Source organism: Paralcaligenes sp. KSB-10 (genome assembly GCF_021266465.1).
Taxonomy (GTDB): Bacteria; Pseudomonadota; Gammaproteobacteria; order Burkholderiales; family Burkholderiaceae_B.
The window spans coordinates 1,003,810-1,024,094 of record NZ_CP089848.1 but is presented as its reverse complement, the minus strand read 5'-3'; the positions used below and the strand labels follow the sequence as shown (position 1 = coordinate 1,024,094).

Below are 20,285 nucleotides of genomic sequence, written 5' to 3'. Positions count from 1 at the left end.
GGGCCTAGCGTTTTGTTTCCGGGGTTTGCGGGTCATCGGAAAAATGCGCATACAGCGAATCGAGCACGACTTCGAGTTCGGCCAGCAGCTGGTCGTCGTCCGTGGCGCGTTGGCGCGCGCCGGACAGCACGGCCTCGAAGCCATTGGCCTCCGGCACGTAACCGTTGCCGACGTCGAGTGCGTGCACCATTGCGCCGAGCCTCGCCAGGCCAAGGTCCGAATCGAGTCCGAAACTTGCCAGCAGCACCTCGAACGTCACGCGGTCGCCGATGTGGGTGAAGGTGGCGCCATCAAAGTCGAAACCCAGCGCCTTGGCGGGACAGTCGCCCGGAGAATCCAGCCATAGAAAGCGCGCTTTGCGATCGATGAAGCGCCGGATCAGCCATGCACTGGCGACCCGATCGACCCAGAGATGGCGGCGTGTTGCCCAGATGCGTCCCTGATAACGGTTCGGGTCGAGTTGTGGGATGGAAGTGTCGATTGCATGCGGCTCGTTCGGCGACAGGATCAGTTCGGCGGCATTGACGAAATCGATCCATGCAGCTTCCGTCTGCAGGCTAATCTCATTGGGAAAATAATCGATGGCACAGAGCGCCTCGTAGTCTCTCCGCAGCTTGCGCAAAACGCGGTTGATTTCCTGTGGTGCCAGCGCGGCCAGCGTTTCGCGTGCGGCGGAGAATGCTTGCAGCAATTCAGCATAGTCATTGCTGCGGTCAAACAGCGCGCGGTAGGCATCAATCTCCGTTTCAGTTTGCGCATGAACCGTCAATAGCCACGCGCTACCGCCTTCACGTAGGGTTTCGTCGGATAATTCGGTGAGTTGCCGTTGGTGCGAAGCGTTATCGGGCAAAAGATAGACGCCATCGCGCAAAGCCCCGCAGCCTAGCGCTTTCAGTGCGCGCCAGATGCGCATGCGCGCCGTCGCGCTGTTGGTCGGCAGGCTGATAATAAGAAGCAGCCACTTCATATTTATAGTATCCATGTTTTAATATTAGAATAAAGTAGGATTTACTACAAATATTGTGGTATTTATTACATAAAATATATAAAGCTAAGGAAAAACTTGCTCAGTTTTTCGGCGTACGGGTGGGGTTTGTGACCCGTGGCACTGCTGCTGTTGATATCTTTGGCGCGTTCGACCTGTTTTAAAAACAACAAATGACACCGCTGTCGCAGAAGCTATGCGACCCATGCGTGGCCGATCTACTCGACGGCGTACCGATCCGGTTCAATCAATGCATCCTGTTCAAAACGGCCATAGCGCAGCGCAAGTATGGGCAGCACGATCAGGTTCAGCAGCGTAGAGGTGGCAAGCCCGCCAAGAATCACAATGGCCATAGGCCCTTCGATTTCATTGCCGGCCGCACCGCTCGTAAGCGCCAGCGGCAGCAGCGCGAATGCGGTCACGAGCGCTGTCATCAAAATGGGTATCAGGCGTTCGGCCGCGCCTTGCACGGCCGCCTGCATACACCAGGGCATCCGGTCGACGTGTACGAGGTGTTCATAGTGGCTTATCAGCATGATCGAGTTTCGCAGGGAAATGCCGAACAGCGTTACGAAGCCCACCATGGCCCCCAGCGAAAGATCGCCACCGGTCAGCGCTACGCTCAAGACTCCGCCCACCAGCGCAAATGGCAGGTTAGCCATTACCAGCGCGACGCTGCGGCGGTTTTTCAACGCAAGAAAGAGCAGCAGCACGATGCCGACGCCGGCCATGACGCCGTAGACCAGTAAATCGTGCAGCGATTGGCTGCGTGCTTCGTTTTCTCCCGCAAACACCGCATACGTTCCCTTGGGCATGGTGATTTCGTGTTTCACACGCGCCTGCGCTTCGCGAACGAAATCGCTCACGGCGCGCCCGCCAACGCTGACCGATACCGTCTGCATACGTCGGCCCCCATCGTGCGTGATCTGGTAGCGGCCCGATACTTGGCGCAGGTTTGCGAGGTTTCGCAATGGCACGGCGAGGCCGTCGGGATTGCGCAGTATGAGCGAGCCAATCTGGCCGATGTCTGTGCGGGCCGCCGGCGACAGGACTACGGCGACATCGTAGCTGCGATTGCCTTCATAAGCTTGTGCGACGGTCGTTCCCTGATAGGCATCCTGAATCGTGTTGAGAACATCAATGGGCCTGAAGCCCCAGCGGCTTAATTGATCCGGTTTGAGCCTGACGGCCAGTTCCGGAATACCGGGAGGTGATTCGACGCGTACATTGATGGCCCCATCGATCTTGCCCATCAACTGAGCAATTTCCAGCGCCTTGCGATCAATGACATCGAGGTTGTCGCCAAATACATTGACTACAACGGGTGCGGTCGAGCCGGAAATCGTCTCGTCGATGCGTTCAACAAGGAAGGTGTTGACCGAGGTGGAAACACCCGGGAAGCTCGCAAGTGCATCACGGATGCGTTGCAAAGTGGTACTTTGCTCGCTGGCGCTCCTCGGCTTTAGATCGACCTCGAACTCACTGAGCTGTACGCCTGCTGGGTCGACCACTTCGTCGGCGCGGCCTGCGCGCTGCGCTACCAGGCGCACGCCCGGGATCTGCATCAGTGTGCGGGAAATCCGGGCGCCGGTGCGCATTGACTCGGCCAAGGATGAGCCGGGCGCAAGACCCATATGAACAATGTAGTGCCCTTCCCGAAGTTCCGGAATAAAGTTGCCGCGCAGGAATGGCAATATCGACAACGCCGCGAGACATAGGATAGCGACAAGAATCATGATGGTCCGAGCATGCCGCTCCACTTTTATCAATAGAGTGCTGTAGTGTGTTTTCAGCCACGCCAACAACCGCGGCTCGTGAGGCGGGAGGGGCGTCTTGGCCAGTAGTGCGAGCGCCATCGCAGGGGTGAGAGTCAGCGCCACCGAGAGGGACGCCAGCACTGCGAGAATATAAGCAATGCCCAGCGGTGCGAAGAGTTTGCCGGCCACGCCCGAGAGCGATAAGACCGGCAAGAAGATCAGGATGACAACGAATGTCGCAAACACGACTGCGCTGCGCACTTCCAGCGACGCGTGCAACACGACCCGGAAAGCGGGAAGTGGTTCGGGCAATTTACGGTTTTCCCGCAGCCGTCGATAAATGTTTTCGACATCGATAATGGCATCGTCAACCACTTCACCCAAGGCGATCGCCAGGCCGCCAAGGGTCATTGTATTGAGCGTAACGCCAAAGGCATTGAGAACAATCACGGCAACCAGCAGCGAGAGTGGAATGGCAAGGGCGGAAATGACCGCGGTCCTGACATTGAGCAGAAAAAGAAACAGGATTGCTATAACGAGTACGCCGCCAATCAACAGGGCCGTGCGTAAATGGTTGGTTGCTTCCACGATGAAGCTCGCCGGGCGAAAAACGTCCGGCTCCAGGTCGACGCCTTGCCGGGCGAGCACAGGCTTGAGCGTGGCGAGCGTTTGCTCCAGCCCGTTCGTGACGGTCAGCGTATTGGTTCCATACTGGCTTTCCAGCACCACCATGACACCGGGTTTGCCCATGACGGATGCGGCGCCTACCGCGGGCGCGGGCGCGTACGCCACCGTGGCGACGTCGCCCATCCGGATGCCTGTACCGTGGCCCCAGCGCAGTACGACTTCAGCCAGCGCCTTGGGCGTCGTGATCTGGCCGTCGGTGCTGATCGTGATGCGCTGGTTCGCGTTTTCGATAAAGCCCGCGCCACGCACACCGGTCGATGCTCTCGCCGCAGCGATGACCTCCTGGATTGAGAGGCCATAGCGCGCCAATTTATCCGGATCGACCTGAATCTGCAGTTGCCGTGTATGGCCGCCGAATACGATCGCATCGGCGACGCCCGGCACACTCAATAATTGTGGCCTCACCATCCATTGGGCAATATCATGCAGTTCCATCAAGGACTTTGTCTTCGATGTCAGGCCGATGGTCAGGACAGTGTTCGTCGCGGTCGTGAGCGGCAGCAGCTTGGGCGGCAGCACACCGGCCGGCAAAGCGGCGGCCACAGCGTTCATGCGCTCGGACACCAGCTGCCGGGCTTGCAAGACGTTCGAATGGTCGCCAAACACCATGGTAATGGCGGATAAACCCTGCAGGGACTTGGATCTCATGGACTGTACGTCGACCGTCCCGCTCAATGCAGCTTCTATCGGGCGAGTCACCAGCGTCTCGACCTGTTCGCTCGATAGGCCCGGCGCCTCTGTCTGGATCACCGCCATAGGCGGGGCGAATTCGGGGAAGACATCCAGCTTCACATGTGTCAGGGTATACAGGCCATAAGCGCTCGCCAGGACGGCGAGAGCATAAATGACGCCGCGAAACCGCAGCGAAAATCGGATGATGGTGTTTAGCATGAGAAGTTATGGTGCTTGTGGATGAATGACCCTGGTCAACCATCGCATTCCGGTGGATCTTTGCACTGGGTTGTAATGCCTTGGGGGAGCAGTTCTTCGGAAAGCAACAGCTGGGCACCGCTGACCACTACTTCATCGCCGGCACGAAAGCCGCTCGTCACAACGAATCCACTATCAGTTGCCGGAGCCAATGGCATATAGCGTCGGGTAAATCGATCGGCAGCCGTCTTCACATAGACCCATTGTTGTCCGCCGTACCATACGACCGCGTCTTCGGGGATCAGCAGGCCTTGTGCGCTCTTGCTCTCCAGAGGTATGTGGGCGATTGTGCGCGTTCCGACAGGTAGGGTACCGTCCGTTGCATAGAAATAAGGACTGCCTTGAATCGACGGATCGCTTTGCGGCGAAGCCGAGAGTTTGTGGGCGGCAATGAGCCGGCCGCCGAGGCCATCGACCGATATCTGAGCAGGTGCCGAAGCGCTGTATTTCGCCGGCAGCGTGACACGCAACACCTCGGTATGGCCGCTCATTAATTGTTGAAGGAGATGGGATGTCGGCGATGTGGCTGCGCTGGCCAGCGCAGTCCCGAATTGCTGCCTCAATGTTGCATCAAGAACGTTTTGCGCGGTCTCGGCCGCCTGCCATTTGAACTGATCCGTAAGCATAATGGCCCGGGCGCTCTGCAGGCTCTTTTGCGAAACGTTGCGATTATCCTTGAACAGCACGTAGTCGCGCTCGTACTGGGCACGTGACACGTCGGCTTGCGCGCGCGCGCTTTGGCGGTTGGAGCGCACCGCCGCCGCGCGGTTGTGCAAATCGAAGAGCGGCTGCAAATTGATCACTGACGTGTAAGCGGTGGTTTCCGGCTGAACCGTCGAAGTCATAAGGGAAGCCACGTCGATGTGGCTTGCGCGCTGTTCGTCGATGGAGACCAACACCACTGTTTCGCCGTTGACCGTTTGCACGCGTGGCGTCTGGGTTGCGGCGGTCGATATGACGGTCGGCGCGACGCTCACCGTGTAATAGATGTACCCACCGCCGGCCGCCGCCAGTACCGCCGAAGTGATTAGCAAGAGGGCCATTTTGTGTTTCATCGCAGGATCCTTTTTTGCGTCGTAGTCCAGTTCGGCGTGCTCGGCGACAGAGGTCGCTGCATGGCGTCCTCTAGTGCGCCCGCGGCCTGCTGCGCCGCTACGACATCGTTCAGGCGGGCGATAGCGCTGGTTTGGTAGTTTGCTTTCGCCTGGGCGAGTGCCGGGCGATCGATAGCGCCGGCGTCGAAGCTCGTGGCTTGGCTCCTTAATTGCTTTTGCTCGGTGGACAGGCGCACAGCGGACAAACGCAACACATTGAGGCTTGTCCGGTAATGTTCGAGCGCGTGATCGAGATCATTAATGATCTTGTCCTGCAGTGCGGCCGTATTGGCGGCTGCCTCGGCTCTTTTCGCTTCCGCTTGGGCGATTCCGCCTTCGTTTCGATCAAAGATCGGCAGTGTGATCCCCGCCAAGCCAAACCCGATCTTATTGGTTCCTGTATCGTAGGTGTAGCCCAGGCCGATATGGATATCCGGGTATTGCTTGGCGATTTCCAGTTGCAGTGCGCCTTCGGCCGCTTCGTACCTGGCCAGCGAACCGAGCAGATCGGCACGATTGAAGATTGCGGCGCGGCGTGCCTCGGCAGGTGGTGGGGCTGCACCTGGCCGTTCGAACTCGTCGAGATCGAACTGAGCCGATTCGAGCGCAACGACAGGAAGGCCCATGGCGTTTGCAAGCCGGGCGAGTGCATCTTGCGATGCACTTCCCGAGGCGACGAGATCAGTCTGCGCTTGCTTCAGGAAGAGTACGGCCAGGTTTATGTCTGGCTCCGCAGTTTCTCCCACTGCCTCCCGCTTTTTCATCATGTCGAGAATGTGTTGCTGCGTCGCCACTTTTTGCGTCAGAAGCGCAGTCCGTTTCCGTGCCGCAAAGAGGCTGAGCAATGCCTCTCGAACCTGGCTGTGTGTCTTCCACGCCTCGTTACGAATATTCAGGCGCGCCGCTTCGGACAGGTGCGATGCCTGATCGATGCGGTAACCGCGCTTGTGCGCGGTCTCGATCGGGATGTCAAGGCCCAGGCCCGTGGTGTAGGGGCGGCCCGGCCCTGGATTGACCGTGGAATACTGGAAGGGCAGTTGCAGCACGGGATTCGGGATGGCGCCCGCAACCTCGATGCCCGCCTTGGACGCGTCCCACTGCGCCCGCGCAATATCCAGCGCCGGGCTGTAATAGTAGGCGGCGAGCGTGAGCAATTCGCGGTTCCAGTGCGGCAGTGGCCAGGGCTTGATGGGGTGTCCGGCCTCTCGTTCAAGATAGGCCCGCAAAGCGCCGTTGGTAAGTGTGCGTTGTTCAAAGTTTCTGGCAAGTTGCGCTGGCGTAATGGGCTTTGGCTGATAACTTGCACATCCTGTCAGGACTGCACACGTAAGCATCAACGATCGGAACAGATAGGCATTCATTCGTGTCTGGGCGCCTTGCTCGGGCGTATTTTCCCATCGCGTCGAACTGGCGCGATAGCAGACATTGATACTAATCGGGTGTCCGTGAAGCCTGTGTCAAGAAAATGTCAATTTTTTGTGAAGCCTTAGTTATCGAGTCTTTTGCGCGACTTTTTGCTGTACAAATGCCCATCTTTTGTTTTATCGAGATCGTGTGCTCGAATCCAGGTGGAAAATTATAAATAGTTGCAAATGTCACGTGGCAGTTTCACCGTTTAGTGTTGTCAATCGGTAGACTTCCGTCAATGTCAGCGACACCCATCTCATCCGATGTCGGTTTGATATTCTCAGAAAGGAGTTGCCATGTTGAAAACGAAATTCTGTTTAGTTGTCGCTTCTGTTGCCGCCATGTCATGTTTTACGCTTGGCGCGCAGGCGCGTGGAGGTGGTGTTGGCGGTGGTCATGGCGGCATGGGTAGTGAAGCCGGGGGTGTGTCCGGTTCACACATGAGCAGCCATGGAATAGTCAATACCAACGGCGTCCATGCCCTTGACAGAGATAAGGGTTTGCAACGCGCCGGAGACCGTAGCCACCAGCATGCTAAAGCTTCGCGCTCCGCTGTGCATTCCGGCAAGCATAAGGCTCTTGGCCATACGAAATAGCCCGCGGGATACGGGTTGTCCCCAGTCATCCCGCCACCTCAAAGCTCACCATAATATGAAACCAGCGCTCCTCGCATTGCTTGTAACCGTTGTAGCCCTCCTGACAGGATGCGTCGCTGTGCCATATGGCGGCAATGGCTACAGTGACGGGTATTCCTACAATCCTTATGTTGTGGTTACCCCCCAGGGGCATTGGCAGGAGGATGATGACGACGATTAATTGGATGCTGGCGGCAGGAACAGGGCTGCGCAAGTGCCCTTGCCGGGCGCGCTTTCGAGTTCAATGGACCATTTGTAGCGGTCGCTGATCTTCTTCACAATGGCAAGGCCGATGCCGAATGTACGGCCAGCTTCCTGTGCGGGCCTTGCCTGGTAGAAGCGCTCGAATACATGCGCCAGGTCGTGCTGGGGTATGCCGCGGCCCGTATCCGCGATCCGCAACCAGCCGTCCATGTAGCTGAAGCCGATGCTGCCCCGTTCGGTGTGTCTGACCGCATTATCAATGAGATTGGACAATGCGATAGCAAGCGCTGAGCGGTTAGCCTTGATGCGCGGGGCGTTTTCTATGTCGATCACGATCGCGATACCCTTGGTGGCCAAAATGTCCGCGAAAGGGTCCAGGGCATCCTCGATCGCGCCAATCAGGCTTATCGGCCCGACATTTGTCGACGATTCTTCTCGCGCAAGCAGAAGCATGACGTTGATCAGTTCGATCATGTTGTCGACCGCGCGATCAATCTGCCGCAGACGCGCCGCGGATTTTGCATCCATGGCCGCATTCTGAGCGAGGAGCTCGCAACTGGTCTTGATCGCGGTAAGCGGCGTGCGGAATTCGTGGCTGACGTTGCCGGTGAATTCCTTCTCTCGTTCGATCATTTGACTCATTCGATGGTGATAGTCATTGAATGCCGCAACCAAGTCGGCCACCTCTGCTTCATCGTATTTGCCAGGATTCAATGGGGTCGATGCGCCCAGCCTGGCTGTCTTTACCTGGCGGGCAAGTCCTGCGACTTGACGCACCAGTACACCTGACAATCCAAACGCCAGCCAGATGGTCAATAGTGCGAATAAGCCTGTTCCGGCCATTAATGCATTAATCGTTTTCTTGAAATGTTGCTCATAGGCGCTGAAGTCGTAGACCCGATACACTCGCGTCTGGTCGAAAGAGGCGATGGCCACATGGATTTCCTGGTCGTTCAGCCTTATTTCATGTATCCCATTTTGCAGCTCTTTGACTGAAGCAGGCAAAGTAATGTGCGTTCGGCCTTCTTGCGATACATGCCCGTCGAGTTGTGGATCAAGCGGAGGTACGAGCGTCGGATCCGTACGGTAGCTTTGGATCAGGCTTGCCATATCATCGGCAATCAAGGCGGTGATGAACTTTTCTTCCTGCACTTCGGCGAGTGTCTTCACGCCTAGCGCTTGAGACACAAGTAATAGAATCGTCAATGCGGAAAAGACGAGTGCTACCTTGAAGCGCAGGCTATGGTAGGGCAGCACTGCTCGTCACAAATCGGTAGCCCAGGCCGTGTACGGTTTCGATAAGGTTATCTTCGCCATTGATGGCCAGGGCGTGGCGCAACGTATAAATATGCGAACGCAGAGTGTCGCTGTCGCGCAGATGCTCTCCCCATATCTCGGTTTCGAGCTCCGCGCGGCCAAACACCCGATTGGGCGATTGCATCAAGACGCGTAGAAGGTGCAAGCATTTTGGCGGCAGCCTGATGGGGCGGCCGGCTCGCTCAACACTTAGTGCGGCCAAATCGAAGCGCACATCGGCGCAACACAAGGCGGCTTGTACCACCTTGCCTTTATAGCGTTTGATGAGCGCGCCAAGCCGTGCCCCCACCTCCTTGAGTGAAAACGGTTTGACCAGATAGTCATCGGCTCCTTGTAGAAATCCCTCAAGTTTGTCGTCCAAAGTGTCTTTCGCGGTCAACATCAAGATAGGTGTGTCTTGATGCGCTTCTTTTCGGAGCTTGCCGCAGATTGTCAAACCGTCCATGCCCGGCAATGACAAGTCCAGCAGAATTGCGTCCCAGTGTTGGGTGGTGGCAAGGTGCAGGCCCATTACGCCATTGGATGCCGTGTCGACCTCATAGCCCGCGCCTTCCAGATAGTCGTAGAGATTGGCTGCTATATCCGAGTCATCTTCAATAATCAATACTTTCATTGAACGATTCTCCAGTTGAGCCGATGCGAGTAATGCAGCGGAGATGCCAATTTTGCACGGCGAATGGAAAAAGAGGGAGTGGCGCAAACCATGTGAAGAATATCCGGTTCTTTGCACGATTGATTTTCGGACAATAGCTTCGTGTGGCTGGGGAGTTTCAAAAGCCATCGGATTAATTATAGTGAAATCGCTTCCGGTGGTCATGACATGAAATCCATGCCGGGCCACGATATGTCCAGTATGAAGAAAGGTGATTCAGCGGACGGACTGAAGGAATGTGCTGGAATGATGCGTAAAATACCCGGAATGAAGCATGCCGAATCCACTATGACCATGCTCAATCCCGGTCCAAAGGGCGGTAGGGTCTGGCAGTTCCCTCAAACGGGAACAGTGGATTTTACCTGCCGGACCCCAGGGCATTTGGAAGCAGGCATGGTTGGAAAATCAAGGTTGGATAAGACATAGGGTATTGAATCGATGCTCGCCACAAAACGACGGAAGCAAACGGGCATAGCCGCAGTGATCAGCGCGGTGTTGCTGGGCGTTTTGGTATTTGCCTACTATAGGTTCAGTACGAGTACGGGGTATATCGATCCTGCCGACCATACGCTCGTTCTGCGTGGGCAAAAGGTCTATGCCAATGACTGCGCCGCATGCCATGGCGCAAACTTGCAGGGCCAAGCCAATTGGCGCGAGCGCAAGCCCAATGGCCGCCTGCCGGCGCCGCCGCACGATGTCAGCGGGCATACCTGGCATCATCCGGATGCCGTCCTGCTGGACCTTATCAAGAATGGGCTTGTTCCCGGCGTCACGGCTCCCCAGGGCTATGAAAGCGATATGCCTGCCTTTAAAACTAAGCTTTCCGACCAGGATATCGTCGCTGTCATTGCCTATATAAAAAGCTTTTGGCCACCCAACGCACTGGCGGCCCAGAAAGAGGTGACCCAGGAGCATCCCACACCGCGATGAGGGGAGGATTTCGCATAGTCATTTGAACTTGAAATGGCTTACGATGAAATAAATGGCCTGTATCGATAAGGCTTATACTAAATCCATGAAATCCTGGGCCAAATTGATTGCCAGTGTTTTGATTGCGTGCCTGCCCTTGCTTGGCATTCCCGCACAGGCAGCCGTTTGCCCGGGAATGTCATCGACTATCGTGCAGCCGAATAGCCTGGCTTCTTCGATGCCAGGCATGACCGCCAGTACACACGACATGAAGGCCAGGACAACAGCATGCCACGCTTGCAGTGGCCTATCCTGCGGCATGCCGGCTCTTTTCGGTTCGCAGCCCATGGTTATCACCGCTTCGTTTTCACCCGTCTACGCATCAGCCAGCCGCATAATCGTCAAGCAATTTATCCCGAATTACAGCCCCCTCCGCCTCGGAGGCTATAGGTACATCTTTGGCAAGCCTTGAGCACACATCGATCTACTGAATTTAGAGGTTCACATGAACACGAAACGACTACTTATCACATCATTTTCGGCGGTTTTGCTTGGGGTGGGCGGCATAAGCCTGGCCGCCACGTCGACGGGAAACGACGCCTCAATGATGTCGCCTGAATCCGGCAGCATGGAACATGGCGCTTCGATGATGGGCCATATGATGGGGAAGGGGATGATGGGAGGAGGAATGATGGAAAACGGGATGGGGGGCGGGATGATGAGCGCTTGCCCCATGATGGGGGCGGGGGCCGCTCTTAGCGGCAAAGCCGCCATGCAAATGCGCGGTGAAATGATGCGCGCCATGGGTGACATCCTGATCAAGTATGCCGATAAGCTTGAAACCCCGGCACCGTCCAAATAACCGAAGCCTTTGAACGGCAGGGCTTTTCGCTCAATGAACCGCCTCTTTGTGGCGTGACTCTACAAAGGGGCGGTATCCTCTCGGAACTGGTTTTGCACGGGCTGGCCGAGCCCCGCCTGTCTTGTGAATGCTTATGGCTGCTTTTTCAGCTTTGTGATGGTACAGGTACCATTTAGGTTCTCTAACCGGAACCTGACTTTCAAAGCAACATATGGCATCGCTGCGGACGCAATGTCGTTGCTAGCCTGCACTTTCCAGGTAGCCATAAAAATTGGTTGCGATGGCCGGCGGCTGACTGGGGATTGGTCGAATGGTATGCCATGCACACTGCCCCTCCGGAACGGCTTTCAAGAATCTGTTATAAAAAAAGCTACAGCATTTCTAAGGGCCCGAGGAAAATGTCCATTCAAACGTTGAGCCGATGCGGCGTAGCGCTGTTTCTTGCCGCACTTGTTTCTGGGTGCTCTTTAATTGGCTCCGGGAATTCGGGCCGCGCCAACCGCTCCATCGAGTGCACGTTGAACAGTAGCAGCTGCATGTATGATGGGCCGTATGAGCCTGGGGAAAAGGGCTATGCCGAACAGGAAGCGAAACGCCTGAATCAGGCCGCATCCGAAAGGCTGCGCCGCAGCTCTGGCAACTGAGCTTGTGTCCTGAAGAAACAAAATCCATCCGTGCGAGTTCCTATGGCGGTGTCATACCGAATGAAGGCCTGGGCCCAGCGCGTCAAACGTGACGGCGTGACACTTTGGTTTGCAGGCAAACACCCCCGAACGCCTTGGTACGCGAAGGCCCTGGGGGTGTTTGTGGTGGCCTACGCACTTAGTCCCATCGACCTGATTCCCGACTTCATCCCAGTGCTGGGTTATGTCGACGATATCCTGCTGCTTCCCGGCCTGATCTGGTTAACTATCAGGCTCTTGCCGCCTGAGATCGTCGCGGAATGTCGCACTCAAGCAGACGAGTGGATACAAGCAAAGGGATCAAAGCCCAGCAGCCGGGCTGGCGCGGCCCTGATCATCACATTGTGGCTGGCCATGGGTGCGGCGGCGTGGTTGTGGTTTAAGTCGCGCCCATAGGCCGTAAAGTCTGGCTTCAGTCTTCGTCCATTGCCTCGAATCGCTGTGCAAGGTAATCAATCAATGCGCGCACAGACGGCATCAAACCGCGGCGGGACGAAAATACGGCATGAATGATTTCACGCCGTGGCGCCCAGTCGGGTATCGGCCTGACCAGTGAGCCTTGCTCGAGCTGGTCACACACCATCAATGTTGGCAACTGAACGATCCCTACACCCGCCAATGCTGCGATGCGTAATGCAATCATCTCCGTTGTGATAAGGCGGGGAGTGTGATGTAAACAAATACTTGCCAGGCCGCCAAAAAAAACGCCAAGTATATTAATACTTGGCGTTGTGACTGGTGGAGTCGGGGGGAATTGAACCCCCGTCCGCAAGCCCTCTGCAGGCAGATCTACATGCTTATTCGGTTCACTTTAAGTTTTAACCTTGGATCATGCCAACCGACAGGCCCTTCCTTGGCGATTCACATTAATTTAAGATCAGATTGAGTGACCCAACCAGACCCGATTCTTTGTAAATGACGCTGCTGTAGGTTTTACCCTACCTGACCCAAAGACAAATCAGTGCAGCGGCTTACCGCACTAGGCGGCTAAAGCGAAACGCTCGTCGTTGGCGTTTGTATTTTTTCCAGTGGATTTACGAGCTTACTGGTGCTCGGCATGCCCTACACTGTTTCGCGACCCACGTCGAAGCCGGATCGACCCCAGTGCTGCCATTGTAGCCCATATGGATTCCTTGTGCGATGATTCCCGTGGCGGGTTTGCCGATTTCGACGAGCCGCCGCATAGTGATGTTTTGGGGCGAAAATATGAATACTTCTGCTTTAGTGGTTTCGCATGGGCGCGACGCAAGCTTCGAGCGCGGTCTGAGGTCTTTTTTCGAGTACCGCGACCTGGGCGTGAGTGCGGCAACGCAGGGCCGGGTGGTGGCTCATGTGATTCGCGCCGTGCCGGGAACCGAGCTGATCAGCGCGGCGCACCTTCACCGGGTGGATTTCCAGCTTGTTTATGTGCTGCGGGGCTGGATCGAGTTTGAATATGAAGGCTACGGGGCAGTCAGGCTGGAATCTGGATCGTCGGTGTATCAGCCGCCGGGGATACGTCATCGGGAAATTGCCCACAGCGATGACCTGGAAATGCTTGAAATCGTCATGCCCGCCCAGTTCGAAACGGAAATGGTCGATGCCGTCAATGGCTGAGCGTGGCGGCAGGGTCTCGCCGCCGATACACGGAAAACCTGACGCTGCGGCGATGAAAGTGAATAGCCCTATATTGGGCGGGGTCTGCGCAGGTCTTGTGTGCGACAGGTATTAATATCAAGACTCTGCGATAATTTTTTGCCTACTAGTTGAGACGTTTCATGGCTACTGATACAGTTTTGGCCCAAGCCCGGCCGGGAAGTAAATTTGTCAGCCCCCAGGGCACGCGAGCCATCAAGGATGGAATTCGCCCGAATCCGGGCAGCAATGTGCCCGATGTGGCGTCCAAACCACCCTGGTTGCGTGTCAGGTTGCCCGCGGGCGCGGCCTACGAAGACGTGCGCGATATCGTCAGCAGCCACAAATTGAATACGGTCTGCGCCGAATCCAAATGCCCGAATATTGCCGAATGCTGGGGCCGCGGCACGGCTACATTGATGCTGATGGGCTCGGTTTGCACGCGCGCCTGCAAGTTCTGCGCGGTCAGCACGGGCAATCCGCATGGCTGGCTGGATGCGCAAGAGCCGCAAAGCGTGGCCGACGCCGTAGCGCTGATGAAACTGAAGTATGTGGTGTTGACTTCAGTGGACCGCGACGATTTGCCCGATGGCGGCGCGGCTCATTATGCGGCATGCGTGCGTGCCATCCACCAGCGTTCGCCTGCCACCGCGGTGGAGGCGCTGACTCCCGATTTTTCCGGTAATCTGGCTGCGGTGGCGGCGGTGCTCGACGCCGGACTGGTCACCTACGCGCAGAATCTGGAAACGGTAGAACGCCTGACCCACGTGGTGCGCGACGTGCGCGCGGGCTATAGGCAAACCCTGGATGTGCTTGCGTTTGCCAAAAGCCATGCGCCCAAAACGCTGACCAAGACAAGCCTGATGCTGGGCCTGGGCGAAACCGACGAAGAGATCGATCGCGCCCTGGACGATATACGCTCCGCCGGCGTCGATGTGCTGACCCTAGGCCAGTACATGCGTCCCACTCGAAACCATTTGCCGATTCAACGCTTCGTGTCGCCCGAGCAATTCGCGTCTTACCGCGACCAGGCCTTGGGCAAGGGTTTTCTCGAGGTGGTTTCGGGGCCGCTGGTGCGCTCCAGCTACCGTGCCGAGCGCGTGTTGAACCACGATAACGTGGGCTTATAGGGCCAGTTTCCTGTTGTGCAGTGCTGTGGCACTCGACGGCAGGTGGGCTTGCGCAAATCATAACAATATGAAATATATGATAACATTTTGACCCTGATTCGTTTCATTCTTATAAAACAGATAAAAACAGGGGCTCTCAATGCGCAAGGAACCAGGACTCAAACGCCTGATATCGGTCGCGCTCGGCGGCGTTGTCTTGATCGGTTCTTCCGCGCACGCGGTCAATATCAATAACCCGTTCCTGAACGCATATTACGGCGGGCAACTCGGCAATTACTTCGACAGCGCCAATACAATGCCCAGTGTGGCGGCCCTGTTCATGAATTACAACGGCGGCCTCGGAGAGTGGTGCACAGGCACGCTGATCAATTCCCGTACCATCCTGACTGCCGCCCATTGTGTGGTGGAAGACCGGGCCCAGGCCAAGCTTTCCAGCGAGATCGGGTCGCTGCAAATCCGTTTTTCGCCCGACCCCGCATCGTCGTCCACGCCTTACGATCGGAAAATTCGCGATGTCGTCTTTCATCAGGGCTATATCGGCGATGATGATTTCGATATCGCGCTGATCAGCCTTGATCGGCCCATCAATGGCCTGCAGCCTGTGAGGCTTGCTCCCGCGGGGTATACGGTCAGCATGGAAGAATTGGCGACCATAGTCGGTTACGGCCTGTCGGGTAGCGGCACCCATCCTGGCCGGCCGAACGACGGCACCCCCAGGCTGCCGAATTACAACGATGCAAAGCGTCGCATTGCCGTGACCCAAATAGGCGAGATCGACGGAAATATCATTCATGCTCAATTCCGCATACCCGGCTCTCCGGACAATCCCAATCAGTACAATTTACAGCAACCCGTGCCTGAATTGCAGGGCCAGCCGGAAGGGGGCGACAGCGGAGGGCCGCTTTTTATACAGACTCCCGCCGGCTGGCTGCAGATAGGAACGGTGATGAGGGGAGGGGGAGGTCTGTATGGCGACAGCGGATACGCGTCGATCGATGATTGGACCTGGCTGCCTTTTTACGCGAGCTGGCTGCAGACCAATATTGCGACACTGTTGTCCAGCACGGCAGTCCAGTCCAAAGCCGGCAGCAGCGGGCCGGTTCATTGGAGCGATGCGAGCGCGTGGAGCACCAACAAGTCTCCGGGAAACCTGTCGGGCCATCTCGATTCCAGCAGTGGGAACTGGGACCAGGGCACGTATTATGAAGTGGAAGTCAATGCCCCCGTGAACCTGATTGTCGACCAGAATGTGGATATTGATGCGCTGACGGTCAATCATAAATCAGCCTTGGTCGGGATACAAAAAGGCAAGTTGCTGTATACCACGCTGGATACGACGGTGGCCGCGGGCGAGCTTAACGTCAATGGCCAGTTGGATGCCGATGCGCTGGTGTTGCAGGGAGGCCGCCTTTCGGGCAGCGGTCTTTTGACGTTGGCATGGGGCCTGACGCAAACCGGCGGCGTGCTTGCTCCAGGCAATTCGCCCGGTACCCTGACAGTGGACGGCAGCGTGACGCTGGGGCCGGGCGCCCGCTATGAAACGGATATCGATGGCACCGGTGTGGGCAATGGCGCGGGCAACCACGATCGCCTGCTTGTGACCGGGGCTTATTTGGCGGGAGGCGAAATTGCGCCGATCCTGCGCGCAATATCCGGCTCGGCCAGCAATACATACAGTCCGCCGCTCGGGCAGGGTTACGAGGTCGTCAATGCGGCTCGGGGCGTAAGCGGCAGCTATGCCGCGTTGGCGCAGCCTGCCGCGGGTCTTTTGCCCGGCACGCGTTTTGACACCGTTTATGGCGGCAATACGATCACGCTGTACGCGACGCCGGCTTCCTATGCCAAGCTGGGTGCGACGGGAGTCGACGACAATTACAACCGCAGGCAACTGGGCTCCGCACTGGATGGGCTGCGTCCGGCTGCCGGAGTGCGGCCAAACGATGCGCAGGTCAAATCGCTTTACGATGGATTGGCTCCGCAAACCGCCGATAGCTTGCCCAGAGTCATGGACCAGCTGGGCGGGGTCGGCTATGCCCAGTTGATTCAGGCCGGTTTCGAGAACAGCAAGTTCATGATCGATCAGACTGAACAGGTGCTGGCGGCACAGCGGCGCGGCGATCCCTTGCTGCCCATTTCCACGCGCCCGGGAAACAGCGCGGGCTCGGGCGATCTCAAGGCCGATCCGGACAAACTCGTCTGGGGTACGGCGTTTGGCCGGATCTCGTCCCAGAAAGCCGATAGCGATGGCTATAAGACCACCAACACGCTGGGCGGGCTGATAGGCGGCGTGCAGAAACGCCTGGGGACGGGTACGACCGTGGGCTATTCCCTGGCCTATGCCTACAGCAGTCCCGACGTCAAACAGGGTATGGCGCACGGCAGTACCGATAATGTGCAGATCATGGCTTATGCCAACAAGAATTTCGATTCGGGTTATTTTCTTCAAGGCGCGGCTGGGGTGGGTGCGGGCCGCATCAGGGCCAGCAGAAGTGTGTCGCTGGCATCAAGCGGCCAATGGACGACTGTCCGGAATATCAATGGCGCCGCCTCAGGCCTGATCGGCTGGGCGCGGGGAAAGTCAGATGAGCCGCGCGTCGAATTCACACTGGGCATGCGTTACGTGGCACAGCAATATCGAGGGTTTAGCGATAACAACTACCAGGCGGTCGGCGCACTGGATGTCGAGCGCGGCACATTGCAGTCGTTCACGGCTTCGCTGGGGGCGGCGGCCAGCCTGCCTTTCAGGGCAGGCGCAATAGATTGGCGCGCTTCCGCCTGGACCGGCCTCAGCCATGAATTTGCCGACACGCGCGCCACTATCGATGCCCGTTTGCTGAATGCCTCGTACGATCAACGCAGCGGCGCCATCGGCCGCGACAAGCTGTCCGCCGGCCTGGCCTTGTCGGGCAAGGTGACGCAACGCACGACGGTCACAGCCAATGTCGCGGGAGAACTGGCCAGGAACTGGAAGGCCGCCAGTATTGGGCTGGGTGTGCAGGTCGCCTTCTGACCCGCGGATGATTTACGTGTTACTTACCGGGCGCCGGCCAGGCGCTGGATTGCCGGCCAGAGGTCTTGCGGCGTATGGGCGATTTCGTCGGCATTCCACGTGTCTATGACAGGGTTGCCTCCGCAGTAACCGTAAGCCGCTGCAATAGTGGCCATGCCGGCCGCCTTGCCGGCCATGATGTCGCGTTCGTCGTCGCCTACGTATAAACATTGCGTCGTTGAATAGCCGGCCTGTTCCGCTGCGAACAGCAGTGGGGCCGGGTGCGGTTTGGTGTGGGCGGTGGTGTCTCCGCCCACCGTTACGGCGCAGTCCTGTTGCAGGCCCAGGTGCTGCACCAGGGGAAATGCCAGATACTCCACTTTGTTGGTGACAATGCCCCAGGCATAGCCGTGCTGCTTCAGTGTGCTCAACAGGGCCGAAATGCCGGGAAACAGGACGGTCAGCGAGGTCATGTCCTGTTCGTAGTCGTCGAGGAATTGCTGCCGGTGGCGCTCGTAGTCGGGGTGGCCGGGATCCATGTCCAGGCCGACCTTGAGCAGGCCGCGCGCGCCCTGCGAGGCCATGGGGCGCAGGGCTTCGTAGGGCAGCGGAGGCAGTCCCTGGCGCGTGCGCTGTTTATTGGCGGCAGCCGCCAGATCAGGGGCGGTGTCGGCCAGGGTGCCGTCGAAATCAAATAAAACCAGCGTATTCATAGTATTTCGGTGTGTTTTAAAAGGCGTGCCGATTATGCATCGCGTCGGGTGGCGAGCAGGTAATTGACCGATGTGTCGCCCGACAGCTTGTAGCGATCGGTAATCGGGTTGTATTCCATGCCCGCAAGCTGGAGCGTATTAAGGCGCGCCTGGCGGGCGGCAGAGGCCAGCTCGCTGGGTTTGATGAAGTTTTCGTAGCTGTGCGTGCCGCGCGGCAATAGGCGCAACAGGTATTCGGCTCCGATAATGGCAAACAGGAAGGACTTGGGGTTGCGATTGAGCGTGGAAAAGAACACCCAGCCGCCCGGCTTGACCAACTTGGCGCAGGCCTGAATGATCGATGCCGGATCCGGCACGTGTTCGAGCATTTCCATGCAGGTGACGATATCGAATTGACTGGGCTGTTCCTCGGCGAATTGTTCGGCGCTGATGGCCTTGTAATCGACCGCCACGCCCGATTCGAGCCCATGCAGCTTGGCCACTTTGAGCGATTTTTCGGCCAGATCGATGCCGGTTACCTGGGCGCCGGCGACAGCCATGCTCTCGGCCAGTATCCCGCCGCCGCAGCCCACGTCGAGCACTTTTTTACCGTTCAGCATGCCCGAGTGTTCTTGTATCCAGCCGAGCCGCAAGGGATTGATGGCATGCAGCGGCTTGAATTCGCTTTCAGGGTCCCACCAGCGCGAGGCCAGCGCGCTGAATTTGTCGATTTCAGCCTGGTCGACGTTGGCTGTTTTGGCTTGGGTAGGAGGGGACACGGTAGCAGTCATGATCAGGGGCGCCGGAATGAATAAAGGCCCCGCATTGCGGGGCCTTTATTGTAGCGGTTTCGCAGCAAATATTATTTGCGGGTACCGACGATTTCGATTTCAACGCGACGGTTTTTAGCACGGCCTTCGCGAGTCTTGTTGCTGGCAACAGGATTCGTTTTGCCTTTACCTTCGGCGTAGATATGATTGGCGTCGATGCCTTTGCTGACCAGATACGACTTAACGGCGTTGGCACGACGCTGAGACAGTTTCAGGTTGTACGCTGCGGAGCCGATCGAGTCGGTGTAGCCGGTTGCGATAAGCGTTTCAAGGTTGACCGTGTTGGCTTGTGCGGCAACTTGGTCAAGCATTTGGCGCCCAGCTGGTTTCAGCGTGGCTTTGTCAAAGTCGAAGAAGGCGTCGGCGTTCAGGACGACTTTGGTCGAGGTAGGAGCTACCACCGCAGGAGCTTGAGCAACAGGTACGCCGTCGCAACCAGCAATACCGGTAGCAGGTGTCCAGAAGTTGTCGCGCCAGCACAGTTCTCTCGTGCCGTTTTTCCATACGTCGCCAAACGGATTACGCCAGTTATCGACAGTTTGCGCGGATACTGCACTGGAAGCCGAAACGGCTGCAAGGGCAAGCGCTAGTGCGAGTTTGGAGGGTTTGTTCATGTTTCTCCTCGTTGAGCTTAATGCTGGTAAGTGACCGCAGCGAACCCCCGCCGCATATCAAGAAAACGTAGCCAGTATAGCAACGCTGTGAAGTGGATCAAAGAATTGCGCTGGGTTTCATGCGTGTTAGGGCGAATCTTACGGCATTTCAGTGCTGTTAGTTAAGTGTGTTTTGCGCATATGGCTCAGATATTCGGATTTCCACGCGATCTTGTTCAATATTGTTGGTTTTTGGCAACAACGGGCAAAGTTTAAAGTGGTTTCTCAAGTTGTAGAGGGGAGTGCGCTGCGGTT

At 57.2% G+C, this 20,285-nt stretch carries 18 protein-coding genes, 1 other RNA gene and 1 pseudogene; 8 read left to right on the top strand and 12 right to left on the bottom strand.

The features are described 5' to 3' along the window. Positions 1 to 4: 4 nt before the first annotated feature. From LSG25_RS04695 to LSG25_RS04680, 4 genes are all read right to left on the bottom strand, one after another. Positions 5 to 982, bottom strand: a complete 978-nt coding sequence (locus tag LSG25_RS04695; protein WP_232743550.1) for a chromate resistance protein ChrB domain-containing protein — start codon at positions 980 to 982, stop codon at positions 5 to 7. Positions 983 to 1,203: 221 nt separating this feature from the next. Next, complete coding sequence (locus LSG25_RS04690) at positions 1,204 to 4,320, bottom strand: efflux RND transporter permease subunit (RefSeq protein WP_232743549.1); 3,117 nt, start codon at positions 4,318 to 4,320, stop codon at positions 1,204 to 1,206. 35 nt (positions 4,321 to 4,355) lie between these two features. Continuing rightward, positions 4,356 to 5,414 carry an efflux RND transporter periplasmic adaptor subunit gene (locus tag LSG25_RS04685; RefSeq protein ID WP_232743548.1) on the bottom strand — a complete coding sequence of 353 codons (1,059 nt, stop codon included), beginning with the start codon at positions 5,412 to 5,414 and terminating at the stop codon, positions 4,356 to 4,358. Further along, positions 5,411 to 6,814 (bottom strand): TolC family protein, encoded by a 1,404-nt coding sequence (locus tag LSG25_RS04680; RefSeq protein ID WP_370635950.1) that lies wholly within the window; start codon positions 6,812 to 6,814, stop codon positions 5,411 to 5,413. Before LSG25_RS04680 ends, LSG25_RS04685 begins: the two co-directional genes overlap by 4 nt. Before the next feature lie 342 nt (positions 6,815 to 7,156). Here LSG25_RS04680 and LSG25_RS04675 point away from each other — a divergent pair, with 342 nt between their 5' ends. Further along, the gene (locus tag LSG25_RS04675; protein WP_370635949.1) at positions 7,157 to 7,456 is read left to right on the top strand and encodes a hypothetical protein; all 300 of its coding nucleotides are present in this window, start codon (positions 7,157 to 7,159) and stop codon (positions 7,454 to 7,456) included. A 216-nt stretch (positions 7,457 to 7,672) separates the two neighbouring features. Here the strand turns inward: LSG25_RS04675 and LSG25_RS04670 are convergent, their stop codons facing one another. Continuing rightward, the gene (locus LSG25_RS04670) at positions 7,673 to 8,956 is read right to left on the bottom strand and encodes a HAMP domain-containing sensor histidine kinase (RefSeq protein ID WP_232743547.1); all 1,284 of its coding nucleotides are present in this window, start codon (positions 8,954 to 8,956) and stop codon (positions 7,673 to 7,675) included. Next, positions 8,940 to 9,629: a response regulator transcription factor gene (locus tag LSG25_RS04665; protein ID WP_232744561.1), complete on the bottom strand. Its 690-nt coding sequence runs from the start codon at positions 9,627 to 9,629 to the stop codon at positions 8,940 to 8,942. The genes LSG25_RS04670 and LSG25_RS04665 overlap by 17 nt, the downstream gene beginning before the upstream one ends. Before the next feature lie 207 nt (positions 9,630 to 9,836). Here LSG25_RS04665 and LSG25_RS04660 point away from each other — a divergent pair, with 207 nt between their 5' ends. Continuing rightward, positions 9,837 to 10,094, top strand: coding sequence for a hypothetical protein (locus LSG25_RS04660; protein ID WP_232743546.1), 258 nt, complete (start codon positions 9,837 to 9,839; stop codon positions 10,092 to 10,094). A gap of 12 nt (positions 10,095 to 10,106) precedes the next feature. Further along, the gene (locus LSG25_RS04655) at positions 10,107 to 10,598 is read left to right on the top strand and encodes a cytochrome c (protein ID WP_232743545.1); all 492 of its coding nucleotides are present in this window, start codon (positions 10,107 to 10,109) and stop codon (positions 10,596 to 10,598) included. Between the two features lie 72 nt (positions 10,599 to 10,670). Here the strand turns inward: LSG25_RS04655 and LSG25_RS04650 are convergent, their stop codons facing one another. Next, a complete protein-coding gene (locus LSG25_RS04650; RefSeq protein WP_232743544.1) occupies positions 10,671 to 10,898 on the bottom strand; it encodes a hypothetical protein in 228 nt (75 codons plus the stop codon). Positions 10,899 to 11,082: 184 nt separating this feature from the next. Between LSG25_RS04650 and LSG25_RS04645 the strand changes: the two genes are divergently transcribed. Further along, positions 11,083 to 11,439 (top strand): hypothetical protein, encoded by a 357-nt coding sequence (locus tag LSG25_RS04645; protein WP_232743543.1) that lies wholly within the window; start codon positions 11,083 to 11,085, stop codon positions 11,437 to 11,439. Positions 11,440 to 12,125: 686 nt separating this feature from the next. Further along, complete coding sequence (locus LSG25_RS04635; RefSeq protein WP_232743541.1) at positions 12,126 to 12,518, top strand: YkvA family protein; 393 nt, start codon at positions 12,126 to 12,128, stop codon at positions 12,516 to 12,518. 16 nt (positions 12,519 to 12,534) lie between these two features. Here LSG25_RS04635 and LSG25_RS04630 read toward each other — a convergent pair. Continuing rightward, positions 12,535 to 12,798 (bottom strand): annotated as a pseudogene (locus tag LSG25_RS04630) (LysR substrate-binding domain-containing protein); the annotation flags it as partial. A 60-nt stretch (positions 12,799 to 12,858) separates the two neighbouring features. Continuing rightward, positions 12,859 to 13,225: a transfer-messenger RNA gene (gene ssrA / locus LSG25_RS04625) on the bottom strand. 103 nt (positions 13,226 to 13,328) lie between these two features. Here ssrA and LSG25_RS04620 point away from each other — a divergent pair. The 3 genes from LSG25_RS04620 to LSG25_RS04610 all read left to right on the top strand — a co-directional run bounded on the left by LSG25_RS04620 (position 13,329) and on the right by LSG25_RS04610 (position 17,876). Next, the gene (locus LSG25_RS04620) at positions 13,329 to 13,718 is read left to right on the top strand and encodes a cupin domain-containing protein (protein ID WP_232743540.1); all 390 of its coding nucleotides are present in this window, start codon (positions 13,329 to 13,331) and stop codon (positions 13,716 to 13,718) included. Between the two features lie 161 nt (positions 13,719 to 13,879). Next, a complete protein-coding gene (gene lipA, locus LSG25_RS04615) occupies positions 13,880 to 14,866 on the top strand; it encodes a lipoyl synthase (RefSeq protein WP_232743539.1) in 987 nt (328 codons plus the stop codon). Between the two features lie 139 nt (positions 14,867 to 15,005). After that, complete coding sequence (locus LSG25_RS04610; RefSeq protein WP_232743538.1) at positions 15,006 to 17,876, top strand: autotransporter domain-containing protein; 2,871 nt, start codon at positions 15,006 to 15,008, stop codon at positions 17,874 to 17,876. A gap of 23 nt (positions 17,877 to 17,899) precedes the next feature. Here the strand turns inward: LSG25_RS04610 and gph are convergent, their stop codons facing one another. The 3 genes from gph to ompA all read right to left on the bottom strand — a co-directional run bounded on the left by gph (position 17,900) and on the right by ompA (position 19,991). Next, positions 17,900 to 18,568, bottom strand: coding sequence for a phosphoglycolate phosphatase (gph, locus tag LSG25_RS04605; RefSeq protein ID WP_232743537.1), 669 nt, complete (start codon positions 18,566 to 18,568; stop codon positions 17,900 to 17,902). Positions 18,569 to 18,600: 32 nt separating this feature from the next. After that, a complete protein-coding gene (gene ubiG, locus LSG25_RS04600) occupies positions 18,601 to 19,338 on the bottom strand; it encodes a bifunctional 2-polyprenyl-6-hydroxyphenol methylase/3-demethylubiquinol 3-O-methyltransferase UbiG (RefSeq protein WP_232743536.1) in 738 nt (245 codons plus the stop codon). A 71-nt stretch (positions 19,339 to 19,409) separates the two neighbouring features. Further along, positions 19,410 to 19,991 (bottom strand): outer membrane protein OmpA, encoded by a 582-nt coding sequence (gene ompA, locus LSG25_RS04595; RefSeq protein WP_232743535.1) that lies wholly within the window; start codon positions 19,989 to 19,991, stop codon positions 19,410 to 19,412. Between the last annotated feature and the right edge of the window lie 294 nt (positions 19,992 to 20,285).

What these genes read in the sequence shown, in the direction of transcription:
- LSG25_RS04695 (WP_232743550.1), bottom strand. Translation starts at nt 982, where the DNA reads ATGGATACTATAAATATGAAGTGGCTGCTTCTTATTATCAGCCTGCCG.
- LSG25_RS04690 (WP_232743549.1), bottom strand. Translation starts at nt 4,320, where the DNA reads ATGCTAAACACCATCATCCGATTTTCGCTGCGGTTTCGCGGCGTCATT.
- LSG25_RS04685 (WP_232743548.1), bottom strand. Translation starts at nt 5,414, where the DNA reads ATGAAACACAAAATGGCCCTCTTGCTAATCACTTCGGCGGTACTGGCG.
- LSG25_RS04680 (WP_370635950.1), bottom strand. Translation starts at nt 6,814, where the DNA reads ATGAATGCCTATCTGTTCCGATCGTTGATGCTTACGTGTGCAGTCCTG.
- LSG25_RS04675 (WP_370635949.1), top strand. Translation starts at nt 7,157, where the DNA reads ATGTTGAAAACGAAATTCTGTTTAGTTGTCGCTTCTGTTGCCGCCATG.
- LSG25_RS04665 (WP_232744561.1), bottom strand. Translation starts at nt 9,629, where the DNA reads ATGAAAGTATTGATTATTGAAGATGACTCGGATATAGCAGCCAATCTC.
- LSG25_RS04660 (WP_232743546.1), top strand. Translation starts at nt 9,837, where the DNA reads ATGAAATCCATGCCGGGCCACGATATGTCCAGTATGAAGAAAGGTGAT.
- LSG25_RS04655 (WP_232743545.1), top strand. Translation starts at nt 10,107, where the DNA reads ATGCTCGCCACAAAACGACGGAAGCAAACGGGCATAGCCGCAGTGATC.
- LSG25_RS04650 (WP_232743544.1), bottom strand. Translation starts at nt 10,898, where the DNA reads ATGCCGCAGGATAGGCCACTGCAAGCGTGGCATGCTGTTGTCCTGGCC.
- LSG25_RS04645 (WP_232743543.1), top strand. Translation starts at nt 11,083, where the DNA reads ATGAACACGAAACGACTACTTATCACATCATTTTCGGCGGTTTTGCTT.
- LSG25_RS04635 (WP_232743541.1), top strand. Translation starts at nt 12,126, where the DNA reads ATGGCGGTGTCATACCGAATGAAGGCCTGGGCCCAGCGCGTCAAACGT.
- LSG25_RS04620 (WP_232743540.1), top strand. Translation starts at nt 13,329, where the DNA reads ATGAATACTTCTGCTTTAGTGGTTTCGCATGGGCGCGACGCAAGCTTC.
- lipA (WP_232743539.1), top strand. Translation starts at nt 13,880, where the DNA reads ATGGCTACTGATACAGTTTTGGCCCAAGCCCGGCCGGGAAGTAAATTT.
- LSG25_RS04610 (WP_232743538.1), top strand. Translation starts at nt 15,006, where the DNA reads ATGCGCAAGGAACCAGGACTCAAACGCCTGATATCGGTCGCGCTCGGC.
- gph (WP_232743537.1), bottom strand. Translation starts at nt 18,568, where the DNA reads ATGAATACGCTGGTTTTATTTGATTTCGACGGCACCCTGGCCGACACC.
- ubiG (WP_232743536.1), bottom strand. Translation starts at nt 19,338, where the DNA reads ATGACTGCTACCGTGTCCCCTCCTACCCAAGCCAAAACAGCCAACGTC.
- ompA (WP_232743535.1), bottom strand. Translation starts at nt 19,991, where the DNA reads ATGAACAAACCCTCCAAACTCGCACTAGCGCTTGCCCTTGCAGCCGTT.